Raw genomic sequence first — 25,631 nt, forward strand, 5'->3', positions numbered from 1 at the left:
TTCTATGGCGGCTCGCACTAGAGTGAATTCGTGAGTAGAGCCACGTCGTGGGACCACCCCGCAACTTCCTTGTACACAGACCACTACGAACTGACCATGCTTCAGGCAGCCTTGCACTCCGGGGCCGCGCATCGCCGATCAGTGTTCGAAGCCTTCGCCCGGCGGCTGCCTGACGGTCGCCGCTACGGCGTTGTGGGAGGCACTGGACGATTGCTGGAGGGCATCGCCAACTTCCGGTTCGGCAACGACGAACTGGAGTTCCTGGAGCAAAACAACGTGGTCAACCGGGAAACCCTGGATTACCTCGCCAATTACAGGTTCAGCGGCGATATCTGGGGCTACGCCGAAGGCGACGCCTACTTCCCCAACTCCCCCATCCTCATCGTCGAATCAACGTTTGCTGAAGCCTGCATCCTGGAAACGTTCATCCTCTCGGTCCTGAACCATGACAGCGCCATCGCCTCCGCTGCCTCGAGGATGACCTCTGCCGCCGGCACCCGCCCGTGCATCGAGATGGGCTCCCGGCGCACCCAAGAGGAATCCGCGACGGCGGCCGCCAGGGCCGCTGTGATTGCCGGCTTTGCCAGCACCTCCAACCTGGAAGCCGGACGCCGCTACGGCATCAAGACCGTGGGCACTGCTGCCCACTCCTTCACGCTCCTGCACGACACGGAGCGGGAGGCCTTTGAAGCCCAAATTGCAACTTTTGGCCCGGGCACCTCGCTGCTCGTCGACACGTACGACGTCGAAGCAGCCGTCCGGACCGCCGTCGACCTTGCCGGTGACAAGCTGGGCGCGGTGCGCCTGGATTCAGGCGACCTCGTCGCCCAGGCACAGTGGGTCCGGCAGTTGCTCGATGACCTGGGCAACGTCAACACACGCATTGTGGTGACCTCGGACCTCGACGAATTCGCCATCGCGGCCCTGCAGTCCGCCCCCGTGGACTCCTATGGGGTAGGCACATCCCTCGTTACCGGTTCCGGCGCACCGACGGCCAGCATGGTCTACAAACTGGTGAGCCGGACCAACGACGACGGCGAATTCATCCCGGTGGCCAAGGCAGCCAAGAACAAGGTCAGCGTCGGGGGCCGTAAATACGCCCTTCGCAAGCTCAACGAACGCGGCAAGGCAACCCACGAAATCGTGGGGATCGGCCACCGTCCCGAGGACGACGGCAACGACCGGCAACTGCTCCAGCAGTTCGTCAAGAACGGCGAGGTCCTTCCCGGCTGGACCGGCCCGGAAGGCGTCGTCCGTGCCAAGGAACGGCACGCCGCAACCATGGCTGAGCTACCCGCCGTCGTCAACCGGCTGCAACGTGGCGAGCCCGCCATTCCCACTGTCTATGAGGAGAACTGATGTCCAGGGCACTGATCATCGTCGATGTCCAGAACGACTTCTGCGAGGGTGGCACCCTTGCAGTTGAGGGAGGCGCAGCCGTAGCCGGCGCCATCACCGAATACGTCGATGCCAACCAGCATCTCTTCGATCACATCGTTGCAACCCAGGACTGGCACATCGAGCCGGGCGCCCACTTCTCGGACGAGCCCGACATGGTCGATTCGTGGCCTCCGCACTGCCGGGCAAGGACCAAAGGGGCTGAGCTCCACGAGGACCTGGACCCCGAGTACATCCAGGCCTATTTTCGCAAAGGGCAGTTCACCGCTGCCTACTCCGGCTTCGAAGGCATCCTGGCGCCCGAAGACGACGTTCCCTCCGGCGACCTCAAAGCAGGGGCCGCGGTGCCCGAAGTCGTCGATGAAGAGGCCATCGGCCTGGACGACTGGCTGCAGAGCCACGACGTGGAGGAAGTGGTGGTGGTAGGCATTGCGACCGACTACTGCGTCAAGTCCACGGCCTTGGACGCTGTCCAGGCCGGATACAGCACCACAGTCATCGCGGACCTCACGGCCGGCATTGCCGAGGACCTCACCGAGGCATTCGAGGAGATGGAAGCAGCCGGCGTCGAGGTTGAACACAACTGACCTGGACGCCATGAATGCCAAAGGGCGCCGCAACCGCGGCGCCCTTTGGCATACGTGCTGAAACGTGGGCCGGCTACTTCCGGCCTATGAACCAGTCCTGGAGTTTACGCAGGCGTGCCTGCAACTGCTCCTCATTGGCCTGGGCCACAGCCGGGCCACCGCACACTTCCCGCAGCTTGGTGTGGACCACTCCGTGCGGCGTTCCTGTACGGGCGGACCACGCGGCCACGTTCTTGGCCAGTTCGTTCCTCAGGTCCATGAGCATGCGGTGGTCGGGGATCGCCGGCGACGCGGCTGCCGCCAAGGGTGATTGCCGTTTCTTCCGCGACTGCTGTTCGTGTTGGCGCTGGCGCAGCAACGTGCCCACCTGCTCGGCGTCTAGAAGCCCCGGTATGCCCAGGAAGTCCAGCTCTTCATCGGAACCGATGTCGGCCCCCGTACCGAACTCGCCGCCGTCGAACAGGACACGGTCAAAGGAGGCCTGCGAGTCCAGCGCTTCGAATTTACCCTTGGTGAGCTCGTCCGAGGCCTTGTCTTCCCGGTTTGCTTCAGCCATGAGGTTCTCCTCGGGGCTGAAGAGTCCGTCGTCGTCCTTCTCCGGACGGTCAAGGGCGTGGTCGCGCTCCGCTTCCATGGTGTTGGCAAGGATCATCAACGGCGGGACCGAAGGCAGGAATACCGACGCCGTTTCGCCCCTTTTGCGGGCACGCACGAAGCGGCCCACGGCCTGGGCGAAAAACAGCGGGGTGGACGTCGAGGTGGCGTAGACACCCACCGACAGGCGCGGAACGTCCACGCCTTCGGACACCATCCGAACGGCAACCATCCAGCGCTTGTCCCCTGCAGAGAACTCTTCAATCTTGCTGGAAGCCTTGGAATCGTCAGAAAGAATCACTGTGGGCGACTGCCCCGTGATCTTCTTCAACTGTCCCGCATAGGCGCGGGCGTCGTCGTGGTCCGTAGCGATCACCAGGCCACCAGCGTCCGGAACCGTCCGCCGGACCTCGCTCAGGCGCTTGTCCGCGGCAGCCAGGACAGCCGGAATCCATTCGCCAGTAGGGTTCAGGGCCGTTCGCCAGGCCTGGGACGTAATGTCCTTGGTCACGGCGGCTTCGCCCAGCGAGGCCGCCATCTCGTCACCGGCGCTGGTCCGCCAACGCATCTGGCCCGAGTAAGCCATGAACAGGACGGGACGAACCACGTGGTCTCGCAGCGCATTGCCGTAACCATAGGTGTAGTCGGCCTTGGAACGGCGAATGCCATCACGGTCCTCGGCGTATTCGACGAAGGGAATGGGAGAGGTATCCGAGCGGAACGGCGTACCCGTCAGGGACAACCGCCTCGTTGCAGGATCGAACGCTTCGCGGAGACCATCACCCCAGGACAAAGCTTCACCGCCGTGGTGGATCTCATCAAGGATCACCAAGGTGCGGGCAGCTTCAGTCTTCGCTCGATGCAGCATCGGCTTGCTGGCCACCTGGGCGTAGGTGACGGCCACCCCAACGAACCCACGGCCGTGCTGCCCGTCGGAATTCTTGAAGTTGGGGTCGATGGCAATTCCGACCTTGGCTGCAGCGTCCGCCCACTGCCTTTTCAAGTGATCCGTGGGCGCCACGATGGTCACGCGGTTGACCACCCCGCTGTCCAGCAGCGTGGTGGCGATGCGCAGCGCAAAGGTGGTCTTACCTGCACCGGGCGTTGCCACGGCAAGGAAGTCCTTGGGATTGCGCGTCATGTAGAGGTCAAGTGCCTCCTGCTGCCAGGCACGAAGCTTGGGCGCGGTACCCCAGGCGGCGCGCTCCGGGTACGCGGGAGGCAGCGAGGGGCCACCAAAGAGTGTTTCGGTCATGCTGGTTTCCCCCGCAAGCTGGCAGCGTCGGCGACGCCCTGCTTTCCGGACACGCCGCAGCGGTCCGGAAAGCGGTAACGATCAGATTGGGCCTGTGTTTGCTTCCTGCCCACTACTTGGAGTTGTCCGGGCCGCCGTTTTTTCCACCGTCGTTGCCGGGGCGGAGGCCTTCGTAAATCTCCTTGCACTCCGGGCAGACCGGGAACTTCTGGGGATCGCGTCCTGGCGTCCACACCTTGCCGCACAAAGCGATCACAGGTTCACCGGTCAACGCCGATTCCATGATCTTTTCCTTGCGGACGTAGTGCGAAAACCGCTCACGGTCGCCGGGCTCCACTTCCTGGCGCGTTTCCTCGCGCTCAATGGTGGCAGTGGACGTTCCGGCTCCGGAAAGCTCGCGCATGGGGTCGTTTTCGAATGGATCCGGAGGAAGCGTAGTCATGCCAAACATCTTACCGTCTACAGCCCCTGCCACTCCGGCTTGTTGTCGTAAGTGTGCCGATAGTAGTCAGCCAATTTGAGTGAGGAAGCAGCAGCCTCGTCCACCAGGATGGTCGCGTGCGGATGCATCTGGAGGATGGAAGCAGCACATATGGCGGCAACAGGGCCTTCGACGAAGTCACGGACGGCCTGCGCCTTTTGGGCACCGGTGGCCACCAGGACTACGTGCCGGGCATCCATGATGGTTCCAAGGCCTTGTGTCACTACGTGGTGGGGAACGTCGTCGATGTTGTCGAAGAAGCGTGCGTTGTCCTTGCGTGTCTGCTCAATCAAGGTTTTGATGCGGGTACGCGAAGCCAACGAAGAACCCGGCTCATTGAAACCGATGTGGCCGTCCGTTCCGACGCCGAGGATCTGCAGGTCCACTCCGCCCACGGCCTTGATAGCGTCCTCGTATGCCTGGCACGCCGCTTCGAGGTCATCGGCGGCACCATCGGGACCATGGACGTTTTCCGGCTTGATGTTCACGCGGTTGGTGAACTCGCGGCGGATCACTTCCCGGTAGGACTCAGGATGGCCGGCTTTGAGGCCCACGTACTCATCCAAAGCGAAACCGTGGGCTTGGCTGAAGTCCAGTCCCCCGGCTTCGTAACGGCTCGCCAGTTCGTCATAGACGGGCAATGGCGAAGAGCCTGTTGCCAAGCCCAGCACTGCGTTCGGCTTACGGCGCACCAGCGCCTCGATGGCGTCGGCAGCGAGCGCACCGATCTGCTTGGTGCCAGGGAGAATGACAACTTCCATCGTCACGCCTTTCTACTTATGGGTTCTCAAAGTATCTTTCACAGAGGTTATCCCATGTCCCATCTGTGGGCATGGATATTACGGAATCAGCGATTAACGCTGAGCTGGGCGAACATTTCCGGCCCGCGCGCGTCCAACCATTTTCCGCCCAGGCGCACGCCAAGAACGAAGAGGACCAGCCCCAACAACGGCCCCACCGCCAGGTTGATCCAGCCCGCTTCGGGCCCACCGCTGAAAGCCTGGACAGCCACCAGCGCCAGTTCAGGCACCAGCAGGAGGGCAAGAAGTCCCATACCCACTGCCTGCACAGCCAGGGTCTGGGCAACGTTTCCTGGTGGCTTCTTGAAGGGGCTGTCTCCCGGCAACGGAACCGCAATGTTGTAGCGGGCCGAAATCACGGAAGCAAGACCCAGACCGGTGAAGAGCGTCCCCAGCGACAAGCCCAAAAGGTTCGGCAACCAGTGCCAATCCCCCGTGACGAACAACGGGGCAACCGTGAACAGCAAGACGACGGGAAGCGAGATGGCCAGGCAAGCCAGCGCACGCCCCAGCCGATCATCAAGGCCGCGGACCCCAGCTGCTAGATGGAGGGCGAAAGCCGTGTTGTCATACGAGACATCAGCGCAAATTGACCACGCCATGGTGAACGCCGTCAACGGTCCGAGGATCATGAGCAGGCCGTAGCCGCCGCTTTGGGACCCGGCAAAAAAGAACAGGACCGGGAACATTGGGACAATCACCAGGGATGCCGCGTACCTGGGATCCTTGAACCAATAGATCAAGGCCCGGGCCGCTACCGCGCCTGCCGGCGTCCCTGGCAGAAGGCCGAACAGTCCAAGTTTTCCGCCCTTCTTCGCCGAACCGCCGGAGTACGGCGGAGTGACCAACGCGCGTTGCAGCAACAGGTGCCAGCAAAAGAGCAGGGCAACAATGGTCGCAACCGAGATCAGGACCTTGACGGCCGCAGCAACAACATCGCCTGCCGCAAGGTCTCCACCCAAGGACCATGGGGCGCCAAAAGGTGTCCAGGACACGGTGCGGGCCAGCGCTGGAAGATACTCCGCGCTTCCCCGGACGCCATCTACCACTCCCGCCATGATCGGACCAAGCAGGACAAGTGGGATGAACACGATAATGCTGCTGACGTCCTTGAAACGCCGCGAGGACGCCAGGCCGGCGGTAGCCGTAGTGACCACCTTGGACAGCACCACGCAGGTAACAGCACCAAGGACAGCGCCAAGCAGCGCCCCTGATACGGCCGGGACGCTCCTCCACCAGGTCCCGACCGTTCCCAAGGCCGCGATCAACGTGGCCAGCCCAGGAATGCCTATGAATCCTGCAAGCGCCAGGCCAGTCAGCAGTTGCCGTGGCGGAATCGCAAAAGTCGTGAAGCGGGCGGGATCCAGGGTCATGTCAGCTGCCGAAGCGACCAGTGGAATGATGGCCCACCCCAGTACGGTTACCGCGCCACCCAGCACAACCACGGTGTGCGCGATCCCGGCGTCGGCCCAGCGCAGGGCCACCAATCCACCCACAAGGAGGGTCAGGACACCCAGTGCATAGAGCAAACCGAGGGCCATGCCCACCAGCTGCCAAGGACTGCGCTTGAAGCCGTTCAGCAGCAACCGCCACTTCAGGTTCAGAAGGTGCGCAACCATTCCAAGCCCTCCGTCCGGTGTCCGCCGCCCACCAACTGAACGAAACGCTCCTCCAACGTGGAACCACCACGGACCTCATCCACGGAACCGGCCGCCAGCACCCGTCCTCCGGCAACGACGGCGACGTGGCTGCACATACGCTGCACCAGGTCCATCACGTGGCTGGAGACGATGACAGTGCCGCCGGATGCGACGTAACTTTCCAGGATGCCGCGGATGTTTGCGGCTGAAACGGGGTCCACCGATTCGAATGGCTCGTCAAGGACAAGAAGTCGCGGGGCATGGATGAGCGCCGAGGCCAAGGCAATTTTCTTCGTCATGCCGGCTGAGTAGTCAACCACCAACGTGCCGGCGTCGGACTGGAGATCAAGGGCGGCAAGCAACTCGGTGACACGGGCGCCGACGACGTCCCGGTCCATACCGCGCAGCAGCCCCGAATAGGTCACCAACTGCTCGCCTGTGAGGCGGTCGAACAAACGCACACCATCAGGAAGGACACCCATGAGCTTCTTGGCCTCAAGGGGTTTGGCCCAGACATCCACCCCGTGCACGAATGCCGCACCGAAGTCGGGCCGGAGCAAACCGGTGGCCATGGACAGGGTGGTGGTCTTGCCAGCCCCGTTCGGACCGACCATTCCATAGAACGAGCCCGCAGGGACCTCCAGGCTCACGCCGTCCACGGCAATCTTTTCGCCGAACCGCTTGGCCAGGCCCTGGATGGAGAGCGCGGCAATGGCGCCTCCAGCGGGGGAACCACCTGGTGCCGGCGGCGTAGCGTTGGCCTGGGCTGGTCGGTTTACGTGCGGCTCGGGTGCTTGCGGTGGTGTGGACATGGGTTCATGGCGTGGTTCCGTCATGTGACCAGCCTAACCTCGCTGGTGTGTACCTGCCCGGACGTCCTAGAAGCCGTGGCGGGGCACAGCGCGCTGGTATTGCGGCACCCATGGGATGTCATGTCCAAGTTCATATGCCGCCCGGAGCCACCAGTGCGGGTCCCGCAGTGCAGCACGGGCCATGAAGACGGCATCCGCACGCCCGTTGGCCACGATGTCTTCGACCTGGGCGGGGCTGGTAAGCAGGCCGACTGCCGCGGTGGGAACACCGGCGTCGCGCTTTATTTGCTCGGCGAACCCTGCTTGGTATCCAGGAGCAACCGTGATTTTCTGGTGGGCCACGGCACCTCCGCTGGACACATCCACCAGGTCCACTCCACGCTCAGCCGCAGCGCGGGCCAGGCGGACCGACGCTTGGACGTCCACTCCCCCTTCTGCCCAATCCGAAGCTGATATCCGCAGCAAAAGCGGCATCGACTCCGGAATGACCTTCCGGACGGCGTCCACCACGGTGAGCATCAGCCTGTTCCTGCCATCTTCGTCACCACCCCACCGATCGGTCCGGGTGTTGATCAGCGGGCTCTGGAACTGGTGCAGCAGGTAGCCATGGGCGCCGTGGATTTCGACGGTGTCGAACCCTGCGGCAACGGCGCGGTAAGCTGCCGCAGCGAAATCCGCCACCACTTGTGAAATGTCGGCTTCGCTCATGGCAGCCGGCGCGGCATACCCATCAAACGCGTCCGTGGTCGGCCCAACGGTGGCCCAACCGCCGTCGGACACTGCAACTGATCCCGAACGGCCCGAGAAAGGCCAATAGGTTGATGCCTTGCGGCCCGCATGGGCCAGCTGGGCCCCGATCCTGCAGTCCACGGCGCCGTTTTGGTGCACAAAACGGACTATCCGTTCCCAACCCGCCGCTTGTTCATCGGAGTATAGGCCAGCGTCCAAGGGACTGATCCTGCCCTCCGCGTTCACCGCAGCGGCCTCGCTCATGATCAAGCCGGCACCGCCCACCGCGAAAGAACCGAGGTGCATCAGATGCCAGTCGTTGGGGACTCCTTCCCCGGTTTCGGGATGGCAGCTGTATTGGCACATGGGCGAAACCCAGCCACGGTGCGGGACGGCCAGTGAGCGCAGCTGAAGCGGGGTGAACAGTGCGGACGGCATTAGAAAAGCACTCTCGCGAGTCCTTGGCGGGCCTTTGCGACCCTGTCGTCCTGTGTTCCGACAACCTCGAAAAGTTCCAGGAGGCGAACCCTCGCCGCCTCGCGCTCCGGTCCGAAATTACGGCCAATGAAGGTAATGATGCGGTTGAAAGCGTCCTCGATGTGGCCGCCGGAAACATCAAGGTCGGCCACACCAAGCTGGGCTTCGATGTTGTCCGGTTCCTGGGCAGCCACGTCGCGGAGCTTTTCGGCGTCGGGAGCAGAGAGGCTCTCCAACCGTGCCATGAGGTCCACTTGGGCCAATCCGGCTTTGGCGTCGGCGTCGGCCGGTTGTTCCAAAAGAGCCTGCTTGTAGGCCGCAGCCGCCCCCGCGTAGTCGCCCTCCTCAATGGCATCGATTGCTGCCTGGTGGAGCGGCGGAAGCGCTTCGGGTTCGTCCGTCCCTTCAGGCTGGGCGGAGTCGCCGATGCTGCCGGTAACGCCGTTGGCCGCAGCGACCTTCAGGAGTTCTTCAACAAGGTCCCGGATCTGCGCATCATCTGCGGGTCCTTGGAAGAGCGGAACCGGCTGGCCCTTGATGACCGCTACTGCGGTGGGCACAGCCTGGACCTGGAACGCTTGTGCAAGCTGGGGAAAGGCATCAACATCGGCGGCAGCGAGCACCAGGCGACCACCATAGCTTTCAACAACCCGTTCGGAGGCCTCAAGGACAGCGGGTGATTCTGCCGCATAGCGGGACCAGAGAAGGAACAGCACAGGGATCTGGGCGGAAAGCTGCACCAGGTCCTGGAAATTTGTTTCGGTGGCTTCCACACGCAGCGGGGCCTTACCGGACCCGCCTTCGCCGGGGGTGCCCCCATCCGGTGACGCGGAAGCAGGCGGCGCGGGTGGCGCTGCCGGGCGGCGCAACGACGAAAGGTCTACTGCACCACGAAGGTTGAGCTGGCTGGCAGCGGCTGGAGTGGGTCGGTATCCGGGCGAACTCATACCGTCCACTCTAGCCGCTGCCCCGCCAGGGGAATGCTACTTAAAGCTGGCTCCCACCAGCCCACGCGTTGCTGCAACCAGCTTCATGGGATCAGCGGAGCCTGCCGGCGGAATGTAGACCGCAACGGACTCGGCAAAGTTCAGGACCATGCCCGTCGTGGTTTCCTTGCCTCCGGCAAAGACTGCGGAATCATCCTCCAACAACAGCTTGTCACCGGCAGCCTTCGGCGTGCCTTCGAAAGCGAAGTCCAGTCGCCCAACCACCAGCGCACCGCCGTCGGCCGTGCGCAACACCACAGTCTGGTTGGTGACCGGGGTGTGGGTGAACTTGAAGTTGGCGCTGGTGCCGTTCTTCACGGTGTCTGCCTGGTAGGCCAACGCACCGGCGATGTAAGGCGAGGACTGCCCATCGGCGAGCTTGCTCCGGTTAGGCGAATCGGGGTTCGTCAACATCTCGCCGAGGATGCCCAAGGCCTCGTTACCGCTGTACGCAAGGCCGGTTTTGTCACTGGCAGGAACGGGTTGGGTTCCTTCACGGGGTACGGGGAAGGACGGGAAGTTGGTTCCCGGCTGCAGCGGAGCGGTGCCCCACAGCTTGTAGTTTTCACGCGGGGACAGTTGAACCAGCGTCAGGACCTGCGGCACAACGTTTCCGTCGCCCTGGGTGAGGGCGAAGACTGTGCGGGGCCAGTCACGCTTGGTGCTGATAACGCTGCTCTGCAGCTTGGTGGCACGAACCGGCATACGCGGTTCGTAGGCGGACACTGTAGACCGGATCTTGTAATTCGCGGTCCGGACCTGGAGTTCCATCTTGTCCACCCGGGGAGCAAGCTTGGCTGCGTCCTTTGCGGCATCGGCTGCGTCAACGGTACTGGCAACCTGCTCCAGAATGCGCTGCAACTGGGATTCCAGCATGACCGGCGTGCCGCCGTCCGCGGCTGCCGGGGCTGAACTGGCAGAAGGCTGGGGCGTGGTGGTGGCCTGCGCGGCGACGGCCGTTCCGCCCACCATGACAGCAGCCAACGCTGCCGCTACTGCCGTCACCCGCAATGCGGGGCCTTCTTTTTTGGTCTCACCGACCGGCGTCGTGTCGTCCGCGGGCGACTGCACCGGCAGCGACGTTGTTTCATCAGCGTTCCCCCGGCCGTCATCTTCGCCATCCCTGCGGCGGTTAATGAGGGCCTTGGCAATGAATGGAAGGGCAGCGCCAATCAGGATAATGATGATGCCCAGGACGATCAGCGGCACGGCCCAGGGGGTCGTGGCGTTGTTCGGGAAAGTCATGGAAATCGACGACGGCGCGGGCTTGGTTCCGTCGCTGGCTACCAGGAGGGACCACTCGCCATCAGCCGGCGGGTTCCAGGTGTAGTCAAGTTCGCCGCTGCCGTCTTCAGTGCTGACCCAAAGGTCGGATCCTGCGGGAGAAGGCGCGGTGGCCTCACCGTCGGCAGAGGAAACCTCCAGGGACTTCTGGTCGGCCGACACGCCCGTCAGGGTGGTGTGGGCAGTCTTGCCAACCCAGGCGTTGACGTCGTCCGGACGCCCGGTAGCAACCGTGAAGTTGCCTTCGCCCTGGATCTTGATCTTCACCGGCCCGTCGTGGAGTGCAATCAACTTCTGGTCGATCACGGTCAGCGGGGCAGCTTTGGTATCACTGGGTACCGAAGCCGTCACAGTCTCGGAGGGAGCCCAAAAAGTCAGCTGGCCAATGCCGGCCAGCATCGTCAGCAGGCCCAGCAGCACCAGCAAGGCTGCAGTCTTCAAACGCACAGGATCACCTATCATCAGCGGTCGTTGAACTTCAAGGGTAACCGTTTTGTTATCAGAGAGTCAGATCGGGCCGACGGCGGCATGGTCCCTTAAAGCCCGGGATGGCGCCGCTGCAGCGCGATTACACGGTCCTGATAGTGTGGCGATGATCATGAACACAGGACCTTCCTGCGTGCCGGTCAGCCCCGTACCACCAATGAAAAGGCAGCTAAACCGCGTGAAAGAACCGTTGGAGCCCCGTCCCGCCAATGAGCCCGGGTCAAGTGCGGTGGAGGCCACGTCAGACGGAACCGCCGCGACCGTTCCTGTCCGCACCGGACGGCTTGCCGCCATCAGCCGGAGACTGAGGCAGCCGATACCGGGAGCGCGTACCCGCGTCCGTTTCGAAATGCCTCCCGAGGAAGAGGGCACAGATGTCCGCGAGGACTTCCGTCCCGAGGACGATCATGGCTTCGGCTCCCCTGGCCCCCGGATGTCGTCCCAGCACCCGCTGTACGTAGGGTTCATGGGCACCGCCGGAGTCGGCGTTGCCCTTGCAGTGTTCTACATCGCAAGCAACACCACGCAGCTCATTCTGTGGATCGTTGCGGCCCTTTTCATTGCGCTCGGACTTGACCCTGTGGTCCGGTGGCTGGAGGGCCGCAAGGTCCCCCGCCCCGCCGGTATTTTGATTTCCGTTTCCGTGCTGGTGCTGGCGGTAGCCGGTTTCTTCGCCACCTTGATTCCTACGATTGTCGAGCAGGTTTCGGAAATCGTGCGCCAGGCCCCGGACTGGATCCGCGGCTTCCTCGACTCGGACTTCTTCCGGACAGCGGACAGCCAGTTCGGTGTCCGGGACCGGATCACCACGGAACTGGATAAGTTCGTCAAGGACCCTGAGACCATGGGCGGAATCTTTGGCGGCGTGGTCGGCTTCGGTTCCACCGTGGCCAACGGGCTGTTCGGTTCCTTGATAGTGCTCGTGCTGAGCCTGTACTTCCTGGCAGCCTTGCCGTCCATGAAGAAATGGGCGTACCGCCTGGCTCCCCGTTCCCGCCGGCCCAGGGTCCAGGCTTTGTCGGAGGCCATCACTGATTCCGTGGGCAACTACGTGATCGGCCAGGCCTGCGTCGCCCTCCTCAACGCGATCTTCGCGTTCATCGTGATGACAATCCTCGGCGTCCCGTTCAGCGTGCTCCTCGCGTTCGTCGTGTTGCTGCTCGCGTTCATTCCGCTGGTGGGAGGCCTGATCGCCGCGGTCGTGGTCATCCTCGTTGCACTCACGGCCGGATGGCAGACCGCCGTCGTCTATGCCATCGCCTACTTCGCGTACCTGCAGTTCGAGGCCTACTTCATCTCCCCCCGCATCATGCAACGCGCAGTCGCGGTTCCTGGCGCCGTTGCCGTGATTTCCGTGATCGCCGGTGGCAGCCTGCTCGGGGTGCTGGGCGCGCTGATCGCCATCCCAACGGCAGCGGCCATCATGCTTCTGATCAAGGAAGTCTTTATCGTCCGCCAAGACCGGCACTGACCTTCCGCTGTTTAGTACAGAGAATGCCCCTGAACCCTCGGGTTTAGGGGCATTTTTGCATAACCACCCAGTCAGCCGCTGGCGACCGGGTCAGGCGCTGGCGACCGGGTCAGGCGCTGGCAACCGGCCCCGCCCACTGGCGCGGCAGGCCGTCCACTCCGGCACCCGCGGAAGTGACGTCGTCGACAATTTCATCCAGGACGCGCGCCGCGTACTTCTCGCCCACCCAGAGGTGCTTGGCACCGTCGACGCCGACCAACCGGACCTGCGGAACCAGGCTGAAGCGCTGCGCTGCCTCGGCAGGTTGCAGATAGTCATCGTGCTCGGGCACCAGGACCGTCAGCGGCTTCCCGGAAGACGCCCACTCTTTGAGGTGGACGTCATTGGCACGATGCAGCGGGGGCGACAACAGCACAGCCCCCTGGATCTGTGAAGCGACCGGCTCCACCGCGCCGTACATCAGGGCGAGTTCGGTACCAAAGGACCACCCCACCAGCCAGCGGTTCGGCAGGCCACGATCCACGGCAAACCGCACCGCCGCTTCGACGTCGTAGCGCTCACCGATGCCTTCCTCGAACTCTCCGTCGCTTGTCCCCCGCGGCGACTGCGTGCCACGGGTGTTGAACCGCAGCACTGCAACGCCGGCCAACGCCGGAAGCCTGTAGGACGCCTTGCGGTAAACATGCGAGTCCATGAACCCACCGTGCGTCGGCAACGGATGCAGGGTGATCAAGGTAGCGGTGATTTCACCGGATTCGGGAAGCGCGAGTTCCCCGCGCAGGACTTTTCCGTCCTCGGTGGTGAACTCGATATTTTCGCGCCGGGCAGGCAGGACCGTTGAAGCGCGGATCTCGGAAGGCGCGTCCTGTGGCGTGAAAACAAGCGAGGCGGGATCGAAAGTCATGCGTCCAAGCCTATTCGAATCAGCGGTAGCGGTAAGTCCGCGACGTCCAGCAGTTGGTGTGCCAGTGACGGCGTTCGGCCAGGCCGGCTGCCTGTCCGAACAAATGGCTGTCAGACCACACCACCAGATGGGCGATGCCCGGCAGGATCGCCGTGGAGCAACCCGGGCAGATGTATTCCTTCTCTGCCTTCTTGGCCGTCATGGTCCGCACCATCCAGTCCCCGTCAGGTGCGCTCTCGCGCCGCGCAATGCCGCTGCGGGCCCGCTCCAGGTCAAGTTCGGGCACCGGCTCAGTCCACTTGCCGCCGTTGCTGCCCGAGCGTGTACCGGACGCGTTGCGACGGGGGCGGTTGGAGCGGGGCATGGTTCCATTCTGCCCCAGCCACGAGGTCCCAGGCGGTATTGTGGGGCGGGTGCGACTCGTCATAGCCCGTTGTTCTGTTGATTACGTTGGCCGCCTCAAGGCCCATCTCCCCCTCGCCACCCGGCTGCTGCTGGTCAAAGCGGACGGCTCAGTGCTGGTGCACTCGGACGGCGGTTCCTACAAACCGCTGAACTGGATGAGCCCTCCCGCCACGCTCCGGGTGACGTCACCCGAAGAGACCGAGGTTGAAGAAGGCGTGGTGGAGCAGTGGACCGTTCAATCAGCCAAAACCGACGACCGCCTCATCATCAATATCTACGAGCAGCTCCACGACACGTCCCATGAGCTCGGAACCGACCCCGGCCTGATCAAGGACGGCGTGGAAGCGGACCTCCAGAGGCTGCTTGCCGAGCAGATCGAAACCCTCGGAACGGGCTACTCCCTGATTCGCCGCGAGTACTTCACCGCCATCGGCCCCGTGGACATCCTGGCCAGGGACGCCAACGGAGCCACGGTTGCCATCGAGCTCAAACGGCGCGGCGACATCGACGGCGTCGAGCAGTTGACCCGTTATCTTGAACTGCTCAACCGCGATCCCCTGCTGGCACCCGTGCGCGGTATTTTCGCCGCCCAACAAATCAAGCCGCAGGCCAAAGTCCTTGCCAACGACCGCGGTATCGACTGCGTCACGTTGGATTATGACGCGATGCGCGGCGTGGATGACAGCGAATCCCGCCTCTTCTGATCCCCTCCCTTCGGGGGACTGTGCGTTGGGCCACTAGAATCGAGACCATGACTGCCGCCACTTCTTCCGCGCCGAGCCATCAGATCATCAAAGGGACGCTTGTCAGCGACGGCGAGGTGGTGGAAGACGGCCTTCTTGCCATCGACGGCGACAGGATCGCCTATGCGGGTCCTGCCGGGGGTTTTGATCCCGAGGCCTATGAGGGCTTCCAGAGCGCTGTCCGACTTGGCGTTCCCAGCGGCAGCTACCTCATTCCTGGCCTTGTCGATGTGCACTGCCACGGCGGAAACGGTGGAGATTTCCCGGGAGGCGATGAGGCGTCGGCACGTAAAGCCGTGGACTTCCTGCACCGCTCCGGTACCACCACTTTCCTCGCCAGCATGGTCACGGCACCCAGGGAAGACCTGCTTCGTGGCATAGAACTGTACGTGAAGCTGGTGGACGAGGGGCTCGTTGCCGGCATCCACCTCGAAGGCCCTTTCCTCTCCCATGCCCGCTGTGGCGCCCAAAATCCCGATTTCCTGCTGGAGCCTGACCTCGAACTCATGGCTGAGCTGGTCGGCGCCGCTGCTGGCAAGCTCGCCACCATGACCTACGCCCCCGAGCTTCCCGGGGCCGGAGCGCTGGTGGACCTGATGACGTCCCACGGCGTCACACCGTCACTGGGACACACCGACTGTGACGACGCCACTGCGGCGGCGTCGCTGGCTGCGGCCCGGGAGGGGCTTGAGCTGGCAGGGTTCGACGGCGTCAGCTCACTTCCCACGGTGACGCACCTTTTCAACGGTATGCCACCCCTCCATCACCGCTCACCCGGCCCTGTCGCCGCCTGCCTGCGCATGGCCCAGTCAGGCAAGGCCGTCGTCGAGCTCATCGCGGACGGCACCCACCTCGATCCAGGCACTGTGGCGACCGTTTTCCAGCTCGTAGGTGCCGCCAACATTGTCCTTGTGACTGATTCCATGGCGGCAGCCGGCCTCTCGGATGGAAACTACATGCTCGGCCCGTCGCCCGTGACCGTCAGCGGCGGAGTAGCAACACTGGATGCGACCGGATCCATTGCGGGAGGCACCGCAACCCTTCTTGAAGTGGTCCGCAAAACGGTGGCAGCCGGCGTCGCACTTCCTGACGCCCTCTGTTCGGCAACAGCGGTCCCCGCCGCAGTCCTGGGGCTATCCGATGAAATTGGCGGGCTGCGCCGCGGATTGCGGGCCGACGTGGTTGTCACCAATGCGGACCTGGAACTCACCGGCGTCCTTCGAAACGGACAGTGGTTGCACCAGTAATGACGGCATATGAATTCGGGTGTCGGCGTTACCTTCTTTTTACCGAAAATTTTCCCGAATTGCCCAAAAGACCGTTGACCTCCGGCAGGCCGCATGAAAGTGTTGTAGCAGTCTTTGTGTAGGTGGTTTTCATGCTCGCAAGACGAGTTGCGAGCGTGAAGCTCCTGCGAAACCAGCCGGGCCAGGCCTGGCGGGAATCCATGGTCTTCTCGCGGAGTAACAAAGCCGGTACGAGGTGTATCGGACTGCTTTTCCATAATGAGGAGAAATACATGGCACTGGGAACCGTCAAGTGGTTCAACGCTGAAAAGGGCTTCGGCTTCATCACCCCGGATGACTCGGATGGGGACGTTTTCGTTCACTACTCCGAGATCCAGACCGGTGGCTTCAAGACCCTCGATGAGAACCAGCGCGTTCAGTTCGAGATCGGCCAGGGCGCCAAGGGCCCCCAGGCAACCGGCGTTACCGTCGTCTAGCATTACCTGTTGAATTCTGCTTCCGGCAGGAACAACACCGTTGGCCCCGGCTTACCAGCCGGGGCCAACGCATTTAAGAAAAGCCTCCACCAATAGGCGTTGACAATTCAACCAACCAATGTTCGAAGAAGCCTTGCAGAATGTCGTACCGACAATCCCGGCAGATACGCGCGACTCAGCGCACGTCCCATTGCGGGAAGGTGCAGCGGGTCTTGGTAATACATGTACAAGGACCGGTACTCAGGTTGGAATCGTGACTTAAAGGATGCCAATGACCGGAATCCATAAACCGGTTCCAGCGCCTGGCCCACGGCGTCGAGAATTCCGGCAAGTCCTTTCGCCTGCTGCTCGATTTCACCCTTGTCACTGGCAAGCGGGGAGCCCGACAACGAGATAACTTCCACCGAGTCCCGCAGATGCAGGACGGCCGAGGCTATGAGGAACTCCATCACTCCGGGAAAGGCATCACCGCGCCGCCGCATGAAGTCCAGCGTCCAGCTCACAATCTTTCCGTCCTGGTGCACCGGAAGCCAACTGGTCACCCCGTAGACATAACCCGCCTCGTCCACGGCCACGCAGCACAGAACGTCGTCGTCCTCGAGCTCGTCCAAGCCACCGAGCGTGAAGCCCATCTCGGGAATCTTCTTCTGTGCAGCCCATTCTTCGGAAACCTCGCTGACCTGGGCGCGGACGCCGAGCGGCAGCTCCGAATAGCGGCCCCAACTGGCTGTGATGCCACGTTTTGCTGCGCGGTTGAGGGACGTCCGGACGTTCTGCCACTCCTTGCCCCGGAACTCCAGGTCCCTGATCCGGAGACGGGTTTCCTGGGCCACCGCGACCCTGCGAAAACCCTTGGACTGCAGCATGGGCCATAACTCATCGGTGCAGGAGTAGAAGCACGGGATCAGGGCGTGCTGGGAACAGAACTCAAGGAATCCCTCAGCCGTAGCTACGTGGTTCTCCGCGGCGCCAAGGGGACCGGCGAGCGTCAGGGCCACGTGACCGTGTTGCTGATAGGCAACTCCCCCGGTGCCATCTGCCGTGAACCAGTACTTGTTGGGCTCCCACAGCGCCATCCATGACAACGAATCGCCGCCTTGGATGGCCAACATCCGGGCCTTCTGGCGTGATTGGTGGTCCAAGCCTCCAGCCAGGTGCCCACGGACCAGGAGGACCCAGACCCCCGCCAGCGCGACGAGCCAAAAGACCGTGCCGGAGTAGGAAAAAAGGAAGACCTCAAGGACGTCACGGTCGGCAAAAACCTTCCGGTAGACCCCCGGCAGTGGGACCGGGAGGTACTGGCGGGCAAGCTCAGCTGCCAAGCCAAGCAGTCCACCGTCGCGGTCCATCCCGCCCGACGCCAGCCAAACCGTTGTGTAAGCGATGATGAGCGCACCACCGGTCAGCCCCACCCACCAAAAAACCCTCCGGCGAAGCCGCTCTGAGGACCCCACCCTGAAGTGCCCCCGGTATACGAACATCAGAAGCGCAAGCACCAGGGGAACAAGTACCAACGGAATCAGGTGCACCACGGCCGAGTTCAGCATCCCAACGTGAGGACGCCCCTGCGCCCGAGGCATTCCGGCGAAGAGGGCCAGGTAGATTGCTGACAACGCGACCACTACCAGCTGCACTCCGATGGCAATCCCCAGGGCCAGCCGGCGGCCCCGCCGCATTCCGTCCGCGCAAATGAGCAGGAGCACAACCGGCACCACTGCCAGGGCCAGCCCGAAAGGTCCCGTATACGCTTGCCGTCCCGATTCAAGGCACGCGACGTCGATCGTTCCGCCACAGCTGGTTTCCAACTGGCTCAGGGTGGGCAAAGGATTCAGGATGACATCACGCAGCAGGGACAGCGGTCCAGAGGGGCTCTTCGCTACAGCCGTCACGATTGGCCCCACGGCGAAGATCGCCATGGTCAAGGAAAGCAGGTTGCGCACTTCCCTGCCCGTGGACCGGTAGAGATGAAGATGCCCCTGGCTGCTCTGCATCCACCACCCGGCGGCGAGCCCAATCAGCGCACCGAGGAACCCCACGACCGTCTCTGCGTGGCCAACGTACAGCAGCAGGAGCAATGAAATGGATAGCGTCACCGTCCGCAGGCGTCGCTGCCACAGGGTGGGAAGAAGCGCACTCGCTGCCATGGCCGTAGCCAGGATTGCGCCGTAAGGACCAATCAACCGGGTGTCGGCCATGCGCGACAACCAGCCGTCGTCAGCTTGGCGGGCAATTTGGGTGACCAGCAAGAACGCGGAAACGCAGGCGAACTGGCCGCCCAAAAAAACCCCTGCCGTCTTGAGTGGTCCGAAGCGCCGTTCGGCCAAACCAAGCAGGAAGAGCATCATGAGAATGGCTGTGACGTAGGCGAGGGGGTTGGTGGTGAAGAAGAGGGAGGTCCAGATGGACCACCACTCCCCAGCTTTGAGCCCAGCCAGTGAAACACCGGCCACTGGAAGCCACGGCTCCGGCGGGCCCGTCAACAGGCTTCCGGACGCTACGGAGAGCACAACAAAAAGCATCAGCGCAAAGAGAGTGAAAGGTGTGGAACGCAGGTGCCTGCCCGCTTGCCTGATCGCTGGCATCACCATACGGCTCAGGGCGAGGCTCACTGCGGGATTCCCCACCGCTTGGCAAGGAATCCGAGCGCACCCGGCATCCCTTCGATGACGGCGTCCCAGGAGTGTCCGGCACGGGCAATGGACTGCTCATGGGTGTCGAATCCCGAGTTCCGCGCCGCGTCTGCCAGTTCATGCATGTACGCGGTGAACTCGTGGTCGGCTTCACCGGAAACCAGATACACCCCGCTGCCGGAATACCTGCGTTCAGCCATCAGAACCAACGGCGTCCTGGACTCGAAAGCTTCAACATCCCCGCCGAACGAGTCGGCAATCGTCTTGCCTCGGTCCTTGGCAAGGGCCGGCTCACGCTCGGCGGAGAAGGCAACAACGGAAGGAAACAGGTTCGGGTGCAGGGTTCCCATTTGCAGGGCGCAGGTGCCACCGAAAGAGAATCCGCCAACTGCCCTCTGCCTGTGGTCAGTGGAGACGTCCAAAGTGCTGCTGATCCAGGCTGGCACGTCTTGGGACAGGTACGTGTCGGCGTGAGCGATGTTGCTGTCCATGCACATAGTGTTTGCGTTGGCCGACCCATTGGGATCCACCACTACCGTCACGGGCGCCAATCCCCCGTGGTCCTCGGCGAAGCGGTCCAGGAGCGCCCGGAGCCGCCCGCCACTCAGCCAGTCGGTAGGACCGCCGGGCTGACCCGCATAAAGAATGAGAACAGGCAGACTGGGCCGCGGCGTCGACAAGTAGGCAGGCGGAAGATAAATGTAAGCGTCCCGGGCATCGAAGCCTGAAGCCGTACCGGGAATGTGGGCTTTGCGGAGGACTCCGCCTCCAGGCAGGGAATCAGGAGCTTTCCATGCACTCAGCGACGGGCCGGGCACACTGCCCGCTGACCGTTGGAGACTTGGCTCCAGCGGCTGTATCCGCGCCACGGCCGTGCCGAGCAAATCGGCCACAGTCTTGTTGAGTCCAAAGTAAAGATTTACCTGGGCAACGCACAGGAGAACCACGCCCAACATCGCCACACAACCCAGCAAGCGACTTTTGGCGCCGTTTCGTGGAAGGCGCGCAATACTCAGGAGCAGGGCTGTGACTGCAATGACAGACCAGACCAACGTCTCAAATGGCAGGTTCTCCGAGAACGATGCCATGAGGTCAATCAGGATCCAATGGACCAGGGCCACTACACCTACGGACAGGAGAAGGCAGGCCAGGACTACGACTGGCCAGGACCGCTGGCGGCGCCACAGCAGGTACAAGCCCCCAACAGCCCCGAATCCGACGCAGAACCACATGAAGGGCCCATCAACCAGGCTGACATCCGAAAGGAAGTCCATGTCGCCTATCGCCAGGTTCCCACGCCGATGACCGGACCGGCCTCCAGCCAGGACGAAAGTCCTGCATAGGCATCAAAGTTCATGGCAAGCATGAACTTGGTGCCTTCATACTGCAGTTCGACGACCACGACGCCGGGTTGAACCCTCACGAGTTCGTCCTCAGTCGGCTGGCGCCGCCCGAGCAGCTCCAGTGAGCTGCGGGTGAACTTGTACTTGGGAATCACACTGAGCGACATTAAGCGGAACCACTCAAGCTCATTGTCCTGATAACGACAAACCCCCATCTGCCAGCTGTTTCCAGCCATGCAAATGGAGGCGTCTACCGTGCCGAGGGCACGCCGCAGATTGAAGCGGCGCACCCCCAGAAGGCACAGTGAAATGATCAGCAACGTAAACGCTGTTGCCAGGGCGATGAACGGAAAAAGGGAATCGTCCATCAAGGTCGTGCTATCGGATCCCCGCTGTAGCCGCTTCGCCCAGTTTGGCGTTGTCAGCAACAATGACCACGCGATCGTTGTCCACGGAGAAGAATCCACCGTCAACAACTACAGCGATCCGGTCACCGGAAACCGGCTGGATTGCCAGCTCGCCCTCGGCCAGGATGGCCAGAAGGGGCGAGTGGCCCGGCAGGATTCCGATTTCACCATCGCTGGTGCGGGCCTTCACCATCTTGGCCGCCCCGGACCACACGAAGTGGTCCGCTGCGACAATCTCAACCTCGAGCTCAGCCATACTACTTGGTCTGTTCCTGGATCTTGGCCCAGTTGCGCTCGACATCATCCAGGCCGCCGACGTTGAAGAACGCCTGCTCTGCGATGTGGTCCAGCTCGCCGTCGCAGATAGCGGTGAAGCCTTCAACAGTGTCCTTGATGGACACGGTGGAGCCTTCGACGCCGGTGAACTGCTTGGCGGTGTAGGTGTTCTGGGAGAGGAACTGCTGGATACGACGTGCACGCGACACGACGATCTTGTCCTCTTCGGACAGTTCGTCAACACCAAGGATGGCGATGATGTCCTGGAGTTCCTTGTTCTTCTGCAGGATCTGCTTAACACGGACAGCCGTGTTGTAGTGGTCCTTACCGATGTACTGGGGGTCCAGGATGCGGGAGGTCGACGTCAGCGGGTCAACGGCCGGGTACAGACCACGGGATGCGATTTCACGGGAAAGTTCCGTGGTCGCGTCGAGGTGTGCGAAGGTCGTTGCCGGAGCCGGGTCGGTGTAGTCATCAGCGGGCACGTAGATGGCCTGCATCGACGTGATGGAGTGACCCTTGGTGGAGGTGATGCGCTCCTGGAGCAGACCCATCTCATCAGCAAGGTTCGGCTGGTAACCCACAGCGGACGGCATGCGGCCGAGCAGCGTGGAAACTTCCGAACCTGCCTGCGTGAAGCGGAAGATGTTGTCGATGAAGAGCAGCACGTCCTGGTTCTGGACATCGCGGAAGTACTCCGCCATGGTCAGGGCGGACAGGGCCACGCGCAGACGCGTTCCCGGCGGCTCATCCATCTGGCCGAATACAAGGGCGGTGTCCTTAAGAACGCCTGCCTCTTCCATTTCAACCCAGAGGTCGTTACCTTCACGGGTACGCTCGCCGACACCGGCGAAAACGGAAGTACCACCGAAGTTGCGGGCAACACGTGTGATCATTTCCTGGATCAGAACGGTCTTGCCGACGCCGGCGCCACCGAACAGACCGATCTTTCCACCCTTGATGTACGGGGTGAGAAGGTCGATGACCTTGATGCCGGTCTCGAGCATCTCCGTGGAGCCCTCGAGGGAAGCGAAGGACGGAGCCTTGCGGTGGATCGGCCAGTAAGCGTCAGCCTTGATCTCGGACTCTTCAACGTCGAGGGGCTTGCCCAACACGTTGAAGATGTGGCCCTTGACGCCGTCGCCAACAGGAACGGAGATCGGAGCGCCGGAGTCCTGCACGGTGGTACCGCGGACAAGTCCGTCGGTAGCCTGCAGGGAGATGGCGCGAACGAGGTTGTCACCCAGGTGCTGGGAGGTCTCGAACGTGATGGTCTTGGTCTGCCCATTGAGGGTGATCTCAGTGGTCAGAGCGTTGTAAATCGACGGGATTGCGTCAGCCGGGAATTCGACGTCGACAACCGGACCAATAACACGGGCAATGCGGCCGGTGGCACCGGCCGTTGCTACGTGTTCGGTAGCAGTGGCAGTCATCTCTCTCACTTCACTCAGTAGATGGCGTGGGGTTAAGTTTATCTGTTGTTGCAGGTAGGGCTTTACAACCGAAACAGCTGCGGGCTAGGACGCGAGAGCGTCGGCGCCGGCCACGATTTCGGAAAGCTCCTGCGTAATTTCGGCCTGGCGGGCCGTGTTGCGAAGGCGCGTGTACTTCTTGATCAGATCCGTAGCGTTGTCACCGGCCGACTTCATGGCACGCTGGCGGGCAGCGAGCTCGGAAGCTGCAGCCTGCAGCATTGCTGCGAAGATGCGGGATTCGATGTAACGCGGGAGCAGTGCATCAAGCACCTGCTCGGTTTCCGGTTCGAATTCGTACAGCGGCAACAGCTCGGACTCCGAGGCTGCTTCCTCTTCGACGACCTCCAGCGGGAGCAAACGGATAACCGTGGGTTCCTGCGTCACCATGGACTTGAAGCGGGTGTAGACGACGTGGATCTCGTCCACGCCTCCCTCTTCGAAGTCTGTGGAGAAGTCTTCCAAAAGTGCAGCGCCGACTTCCTGGGCGGTTTCGAATTCCGGTGCGTCCGTGCCGCCGGTCCATACGCGGGAGTATGACCGGTTGCGGAAATCGAAGTACGCCTGCGCCTTGCGGCCAACCAGGTACGCTTTGACTTCCTTGCCTTCTGCGTGAAGAAGCTCGAAGAGACCTTCAGCCTGCTTGAGCACGCTGGCCGAGTAGGATCCTGCAAGGCCGCGGTCTGAAGTAATAATCAGGACAGCGGCACGGCGGATCTGCTCCGGTTCCGTGGTCAGAGGGTGATCGATTTCGCTCTGAGTTGCGACAGCAGAAACGGCGCGGGTAATCGCGTTCGCGTAAGGCAGTGAAGCTGCTACGCGTGCGCGGGCCTTACCGATGCGCGAGGTAGCGATCAGTTCCATCGCCTTGAAGATCTTGCGCATCGACGTCGTCGAGCTGATCTTCTGACGGTAGACCCGAATCTGGGCTCCCATACTTATCCTTTCCTATGTTCCCGATGTGCTGCCCTGCCGGGGCCCTCGCGGACCCCGGCAGGGCAGGTTATCGAAACTAGCGCTTCTGCTTGACGATCTTTTCCTGGTCGACGTCGCCGCCGGCGATCGCTGCGTGCTCTTCGTGGCCTGCGCCAACCAAGTGGTTGTCGCCCTGGCCGAAGAAGCCCTTCTTGAAGGAAACGATGGCTTCCTTCAATGCAGCAGCGGTGTCGTCATCCAGGACGTTGGTCTGGGCCAGCGTGGTCAGGATGGAGGACTGGTGCTTGAGGTGCTCCAGGAACTCGGACTCGAAACGGCTGATGTCCTCAACCGGAACGTCATCCAGGTAGCCGTTGGTACCGGCCCAGATGGAGACAACCTGGTTCTCGACCGGGAACGGCGAGTACTGGCCCTGCTTGAGCAGTTCCATCAGGCGGGCACCACGGGTCAGCTGCTGACGGGAAGCAGCGTCAAGGTCGGATGCGAACATGGCGAAGGCCTGCATGTCGCGGTACTGGGCCAGGTCCAGCTTCAAAGTACCGGAGACCTTCTTCATGGACTTGACCTGTGCGGCACCACCAACGCGGGACACAGACACACCAACGTCAACAGCAGGACGCTGGTTGGCGTTGAAGAGGTCCGACTGGAGGAAGATCTGGCCATCGGTGATGGAGATCACGTTGGTCGGGATGTAGGCCGAAACGTCGTTCGCCTTCGTCTCAACGATCGGAAGACCGGTCATCGAACCTGCGCCGAGCTCGTCGGAGAGTTTTGCACAACGCTCCAGCAGGCGGGAGTGCAAGTAGAAGACGTCGCCCGGGTAGGCTTCGCGTCCCGGCGGACGGCGCAGCAACAGGGACACGGCGCGGTAAGCCTCGGCCTGCTTGGACAGGTCATCGAAGATCACCAGGACGTGCTTGCCGCCGTACATCCAGTGCTGGCCGATGGCAGAACCTGCGTAAGGTGCCAGGTACTTGAAGCCAGCGGGGTCGGATGCCGGGGACGCCACGATGGTGGTGTACTCCAGCGCGCCGTGGTCCTCAAGGGTCTGGCGTACGGCTGCGATGGTGGAAGCCTTCTGGCCAACACCAACGTAGACACAACGGACCTGCTTGGTGACATCTCCCGAAGCCCAGTTGGCCTTCTGGTTGATGATGGTGTCCACTGCGATTGCGGTCTTACCGGTCTGGCGGTCACCAATGATCAGCTGACGCTGGCCACGGCCGATCGGGATCATGGCGTCGATAGCCTTGAGGCCGGTCTGCATCGGTTCGTGAACCGACTTGCGCTCGGTAACGCCCGGTGCCTGGAGTTCCAGTGCACGGGTGCCCTCTGCCTTGATCTCGCCAAGGTCGTCGATCGGCTGGCCCAGGGGGTCGACAACGCGACCCAGGAAGGCATCGCCAACCGGAACGGACAGGATTTCACCGGTGCGGTGAACTTCCTGGCCTTCTTCAATACCGGTGAAGTCACCGAGGATAATGACACCGATCTCGCGGACGTCGAGGTTCTGGGCGAGGCCCAGCGTGCCATCTTCGAAGCGAAGCAGCTCGTTCGCCATGACCGAGGGAAGACCCTCAACACGGGCGATGCCGTCACTTGCGGTGGTCACACGACCAACCTCTACGCGCTCTGCGTTACCGGGTTCGTAGGACGCCGCGAACTCGTTCAACGCATTACGGACGTCGTCGGCGTTGATGGTCAATTCGGCCATCTGCAGTCCCTGCTCTCCTGTTTTCGTGATCATCGTTGCTCACGATGACCGGGATTTATATCAGTTAAGTTGTGCTTT

Annotated in this window: 23 protein-coding genes; 6 read left to right on the forward strand and 17 right to left on the reverse strand. The window is 62.4% G+C overall.

The window, feature by feature from the left end:
* Positions 1–30: 30 nt before the first annotated feature.
* Both LRQ04_RS17520 and LRQ04_RS17525 read left to right on the forward strand, forming a co-directional pair.
* Positions 31–1,359, forward strand: coding sequence for a nicotinate phosphoribosyltransferase (locus LRQ04_RS17520; protein ID WP_235521587.1), 1,329 nt, complete (start codon positions 31–33; stop codon positions 1,357–1,359).
* Entirely contained in the window at positions 1,359–1,985 is a 627-nt protein-coding gene (locus LRQ04_RS17525; protein ID WP_235521588.1) for an isochorismatase family protein, read from the forward strand. The genes LRQ04_RS17520 and LRQ04_RS17525 overlap by 1 nt, the downstream gene beginning before the upstream one ends.
* A gap of 73 nt (positions 1,986–2,058) precedes the next feature.
* On the opposite strand, the gene LRQ04_RS17530 is transcribed toward LRQ04_RS17525, so the two are convergent.
* The 8 genes from LRQ04_RS17530 to LRQ04_RS17565 all read right to left on the reverse strand — a co-directional run bounded on the left by LRQ04_RS17530 (position 2,059) and on the right by LRQ04_RS17565 (position 11,505).
* Positions 2,059–3,834 carry a DEAD/DEAH box helicase gene (locus LRQ04_RS17530; RefSeq protein ID WP_235521589.1) on the reverse strand — a complete coding sequence of 592 codons (1,776 nt, stop codon included), beginning with the start codon at positions 3,832–3,834 and terminating at the stop codon, positions 2,059–2,061.
* Positions 3,835–3,946: 112 nt separating this feature from the next.
* Positions 3,947–4,285, reverse strand: coding sequence for a DUF3039 domain-containing protein (locus LRQ04_RS17535; protein ID WP_211711563.1), 339 nt, complete (start codon positions 4,283–4,285; stop codon positions 3,947–3,949).
* An 8-nt stretch (positions 4,286–4,293) separates the two neighbouring features.
* Complete coding sequence (nagB, locus tag LRQ04_RS17540) at positions 4,294–5,076, reverse strand: glucosamine-6-phosphate deaminase (RefSeq protein WP_235521590.1); 783 nt, start codon at positions 5,074–5,076, stop codon at positions 4,294–4,296.
* A gap of 86 nt (positions 5,077–5,162) precedes the next feature.
* Positions 5,163–6,734, reverse strand: a complete 1,572-nt coding sequence (locus LRQ04_RS17545) for a transporter (protein ID WP_235521591.1) — start codon at positions 6,732–6,734, stop codon at positions 5,163–5,165.
* On the reverse strand, positions 6,716–7,591 hold the full coding sequence (locus LRQ04_RS17550) for an ABC transporter ATP-binding protein (protein ID WP_235521592.1): 876 nt from the start codon (positions 7,589–7,591) through the stop codon (positions 6,716–6,718). Before LRQ04_RS17550 ends, LRQ04_RS17545 begins: the two co-directional genes overlap by 19 nt.
* Before the next feature lie 42 nt (positions 7,592–7,633).
* Positions 7,634–8,734, reverse strand: coding sequence for an NADH:flavin oxidoreductase/NADH oxidase (locus tag LRQ04_RS17555; protein WP_235521593.1), 1,101 nt, complete (start codon positions 8,732–8,734; stop codon positions 7,634–7,636).
* A complete protein-coding gene (locus tag LRQ04_RS17560; protein ID WP_235521594.1) occupies positions 8,734–9,720 on the reverse strand; it encodes a tetratricopeptide repeat protein in 987 nt (328 codons plus the stop codon). The genes LRQ04_RS17555 and LRQ04_RS17560 overlap by 1 nt, the downstream gene beginning before the upstream one ends.
* 36 nt (positions 9,721–9,756) lie before the next feature.
* A complete protein-coding gene (locus LRQ04_RS17565; RefSeq protein WP_235521595.1) occupies positions 9,757–11,505 on the reverse strand; it encodes a hypothetical protein in 1,749 nt (582 codons plus the stop codon).
* Between the two features lie 202 nt (positions 11,506–11,707).
* Between LRQ04_RS17565 and LRQ04_RS17570 the strand changes: the two genes are divergently transcribed.
* Positions 11,708–13,000, forward strand: coding sequence for an AI-2E family transporter (locus tag LRQ04_RS17570; RefSeq protein WP_235521596.1), 1,293 nt, complete (start codon positions 11,708–11,710; stop codon positions 12,998–13,000).
* A gap of 109 nt (positions 13,001–13,109) precedes the next feature.
* On the opposite strand, the gene LRQ04_RS17575 is transcribed toward LRQ04_RS17570, so the two are convergent.
* Together LRQ04_RS17575 and LRQ04_RS17580 are read right to left on the reverse strand one after the other, a co-directional pair.
* Positions 13,110–13,904, reverse strand: a complete 795-nt coding sequence (locus tag LRQ04_RS17575; protein ID WP_235521597.1) for an alpha/beta hydrolase — start codon at positions 13,902–13,904, stop codon at positions 13,110–13,112.
* A gap of 19 nt (positions 13,905–13,923) precedes the next feature.
* Positions 13,924–14,268: an ATP/GTP-binding protein gene (locus LRQ04_RS17580; RefSeq protein ID WP_235521598.1), complete on the reverse strand. Its 345-nt coding sequence runs from the start codon at positions 14,266–14,268 to the stop codon at positions 13,924–13,926.
* Between the two features lie 49 nt (positions 14,269–14,317).
* Between LRQ04_RS17580 and nucS the strand changes: the two genes are divergently transcribed.
* The 3 genes from nucS to LRQ04_RS17595 all read left to right on the forward strand — a co-directional run bounded on the left by nucS (position 14,318) and on the right by LRQ04_RS17595 (position 16,775).
* Positions 14,318–15,013, forward strand: coding sequence for an endonuclease NucS (gene nucS, locus LRQ04_RS17585; protein WP_235521599.1), 696 nt, complete (start codon positions 14,318–14,320; stop codon positions 15,011–15,013).
* A 47-nt stretch (positions 15,014–15,060) separates the two neighbouring features.
* On the forward strand, positions 15,061–16,299 hold the full coding sequence (locus LRQ04_RS17590) for an N-acetylglucosamine-6-phosphate deacetylase (protein ID WP_235521600.1): 1,239 nt from the start codon (positions 15,061–15,063) through the stop codon (positions 16,297–16,299).
* Positions 16,300–16,571: 272 nt separating this feature from the next.
* Positions 16,572–16,775 carry a cold-shock protein gene (locus tag LRQ04_RS17595; RefSeq protein WP_018776337.1) on the forward strand — a complete coding sequence of 68 codons (204 nt, stop codon included), beginning with the start codon at positions 16,572–16,574 and terminating at the stop codon, positions 16,773–16,775.
* 107 nt (positions 16,776–16,882) lie between these two features.
* Here the strand turns inward: LRQ04_RS17595 and LRQ04_RS17600 are convergent, their stop codons facing one another.
* The 7 genes from LRQ04_RS17600 to atpA form a co-directional block, all read right to left on the reverse strand.
* Entirely contained in the window at positions 16,883–19,399 is a 2,517-nt protein-coding gene (locus LRQ04_RS17600) for a bifunctional lysylphosphatidylglycerol flippase/synthetase MprF (RefSeq protein WP_235521601.1), read from the reverse strand.
* Positions 19,381–20,679 (reverse strand): alpha/beta hydrolase family protein, encoded by a 1,299-nt coding sequence (locus LRQ04_RS17605; protein ID WP_235521602.1) that lies wholly within the window; start codon positions 20,677–20,679, stop codon positions 19,381–19,383. Before LRQ04_RS17605 ends, LRQ04_RS17600 begins: the two co-directional genes overlap by 19 nt.
* A gap of 5 nt (positions 20,680–20,684) precedes the next feature.
* A complete protein-coding gene (locus tag LRQ04_RS17610) occupies positions 20,685–21,116 on the reverse strand; it encodes a DUF2550 domain-containing protein (protein ID WP_235521603.1) in 432 nt (143 codons plus the stop codon).
* Between the two features lie 10 nt (positions 21,117–21,126).
* Complete coding sequence (locus tag LRQ04_RS17615) at positions 21,127–21,411, reverse strand: F0F1 ATP synthase subunit epsilon (protein ID WP_026540143.1); 285 nt, start codon at positions 21,409–21,411, stop codon at positions 21,127–21,129.
* Position 21,412: 1 nt separating this feature from the next.
* On the reverse strand, positions 21,413–22,864 hold the full coding sequence (atpD, locus tag LRQ04_RS17620) for a F0F1 ATP synthase subunit beta (RefSeq protein ID WP_014922173.1): 1,452 nt from the start codon (positions 22,862–22,864) through the stop codon (positions 21,413–21,415).
* A gap of 84 nt (positions 22,865–22,948) precedes the next feature.
* Positions 22,949–23,839: a F0F1 ATP synthase subunit gamma gene (locus tag LRQ04_RS17625; protein ID WP_211711548.1), complete on the reverse strand. Its 891-nt coding sequence runs from the start codon at positions 23,837–23,839 to the stop codon at positions 22,949–22,951.
* Positions 23,840–23,915: 76 nt separating this feature from the next.
* Positions 23,916–25,553 (reverse strand): F0F1 ATP synthase subunit alpha, encoded by a 1,638-nt coding sequence (atpA, locus tag LRQ04_RS17630; RefSeq protein WP_211711786.1) that lies wholly within the window; start codon positions 25,551–25,553, stop codon positions 23,916–23,918.
* Between the last annotated feature and the right edge of the window lie 78 nt (positions 25,554–25,631).

This window comes from Paenarthrobacter sp. AR 02 (assembly GCF_021538675.1).
In the GTDB taxonomy this organism is placed as follows: Bacteria; Actinomycetota; Actinomycetes; order Actinomycetales; family Micrococcaceae; genus Arthrobacter.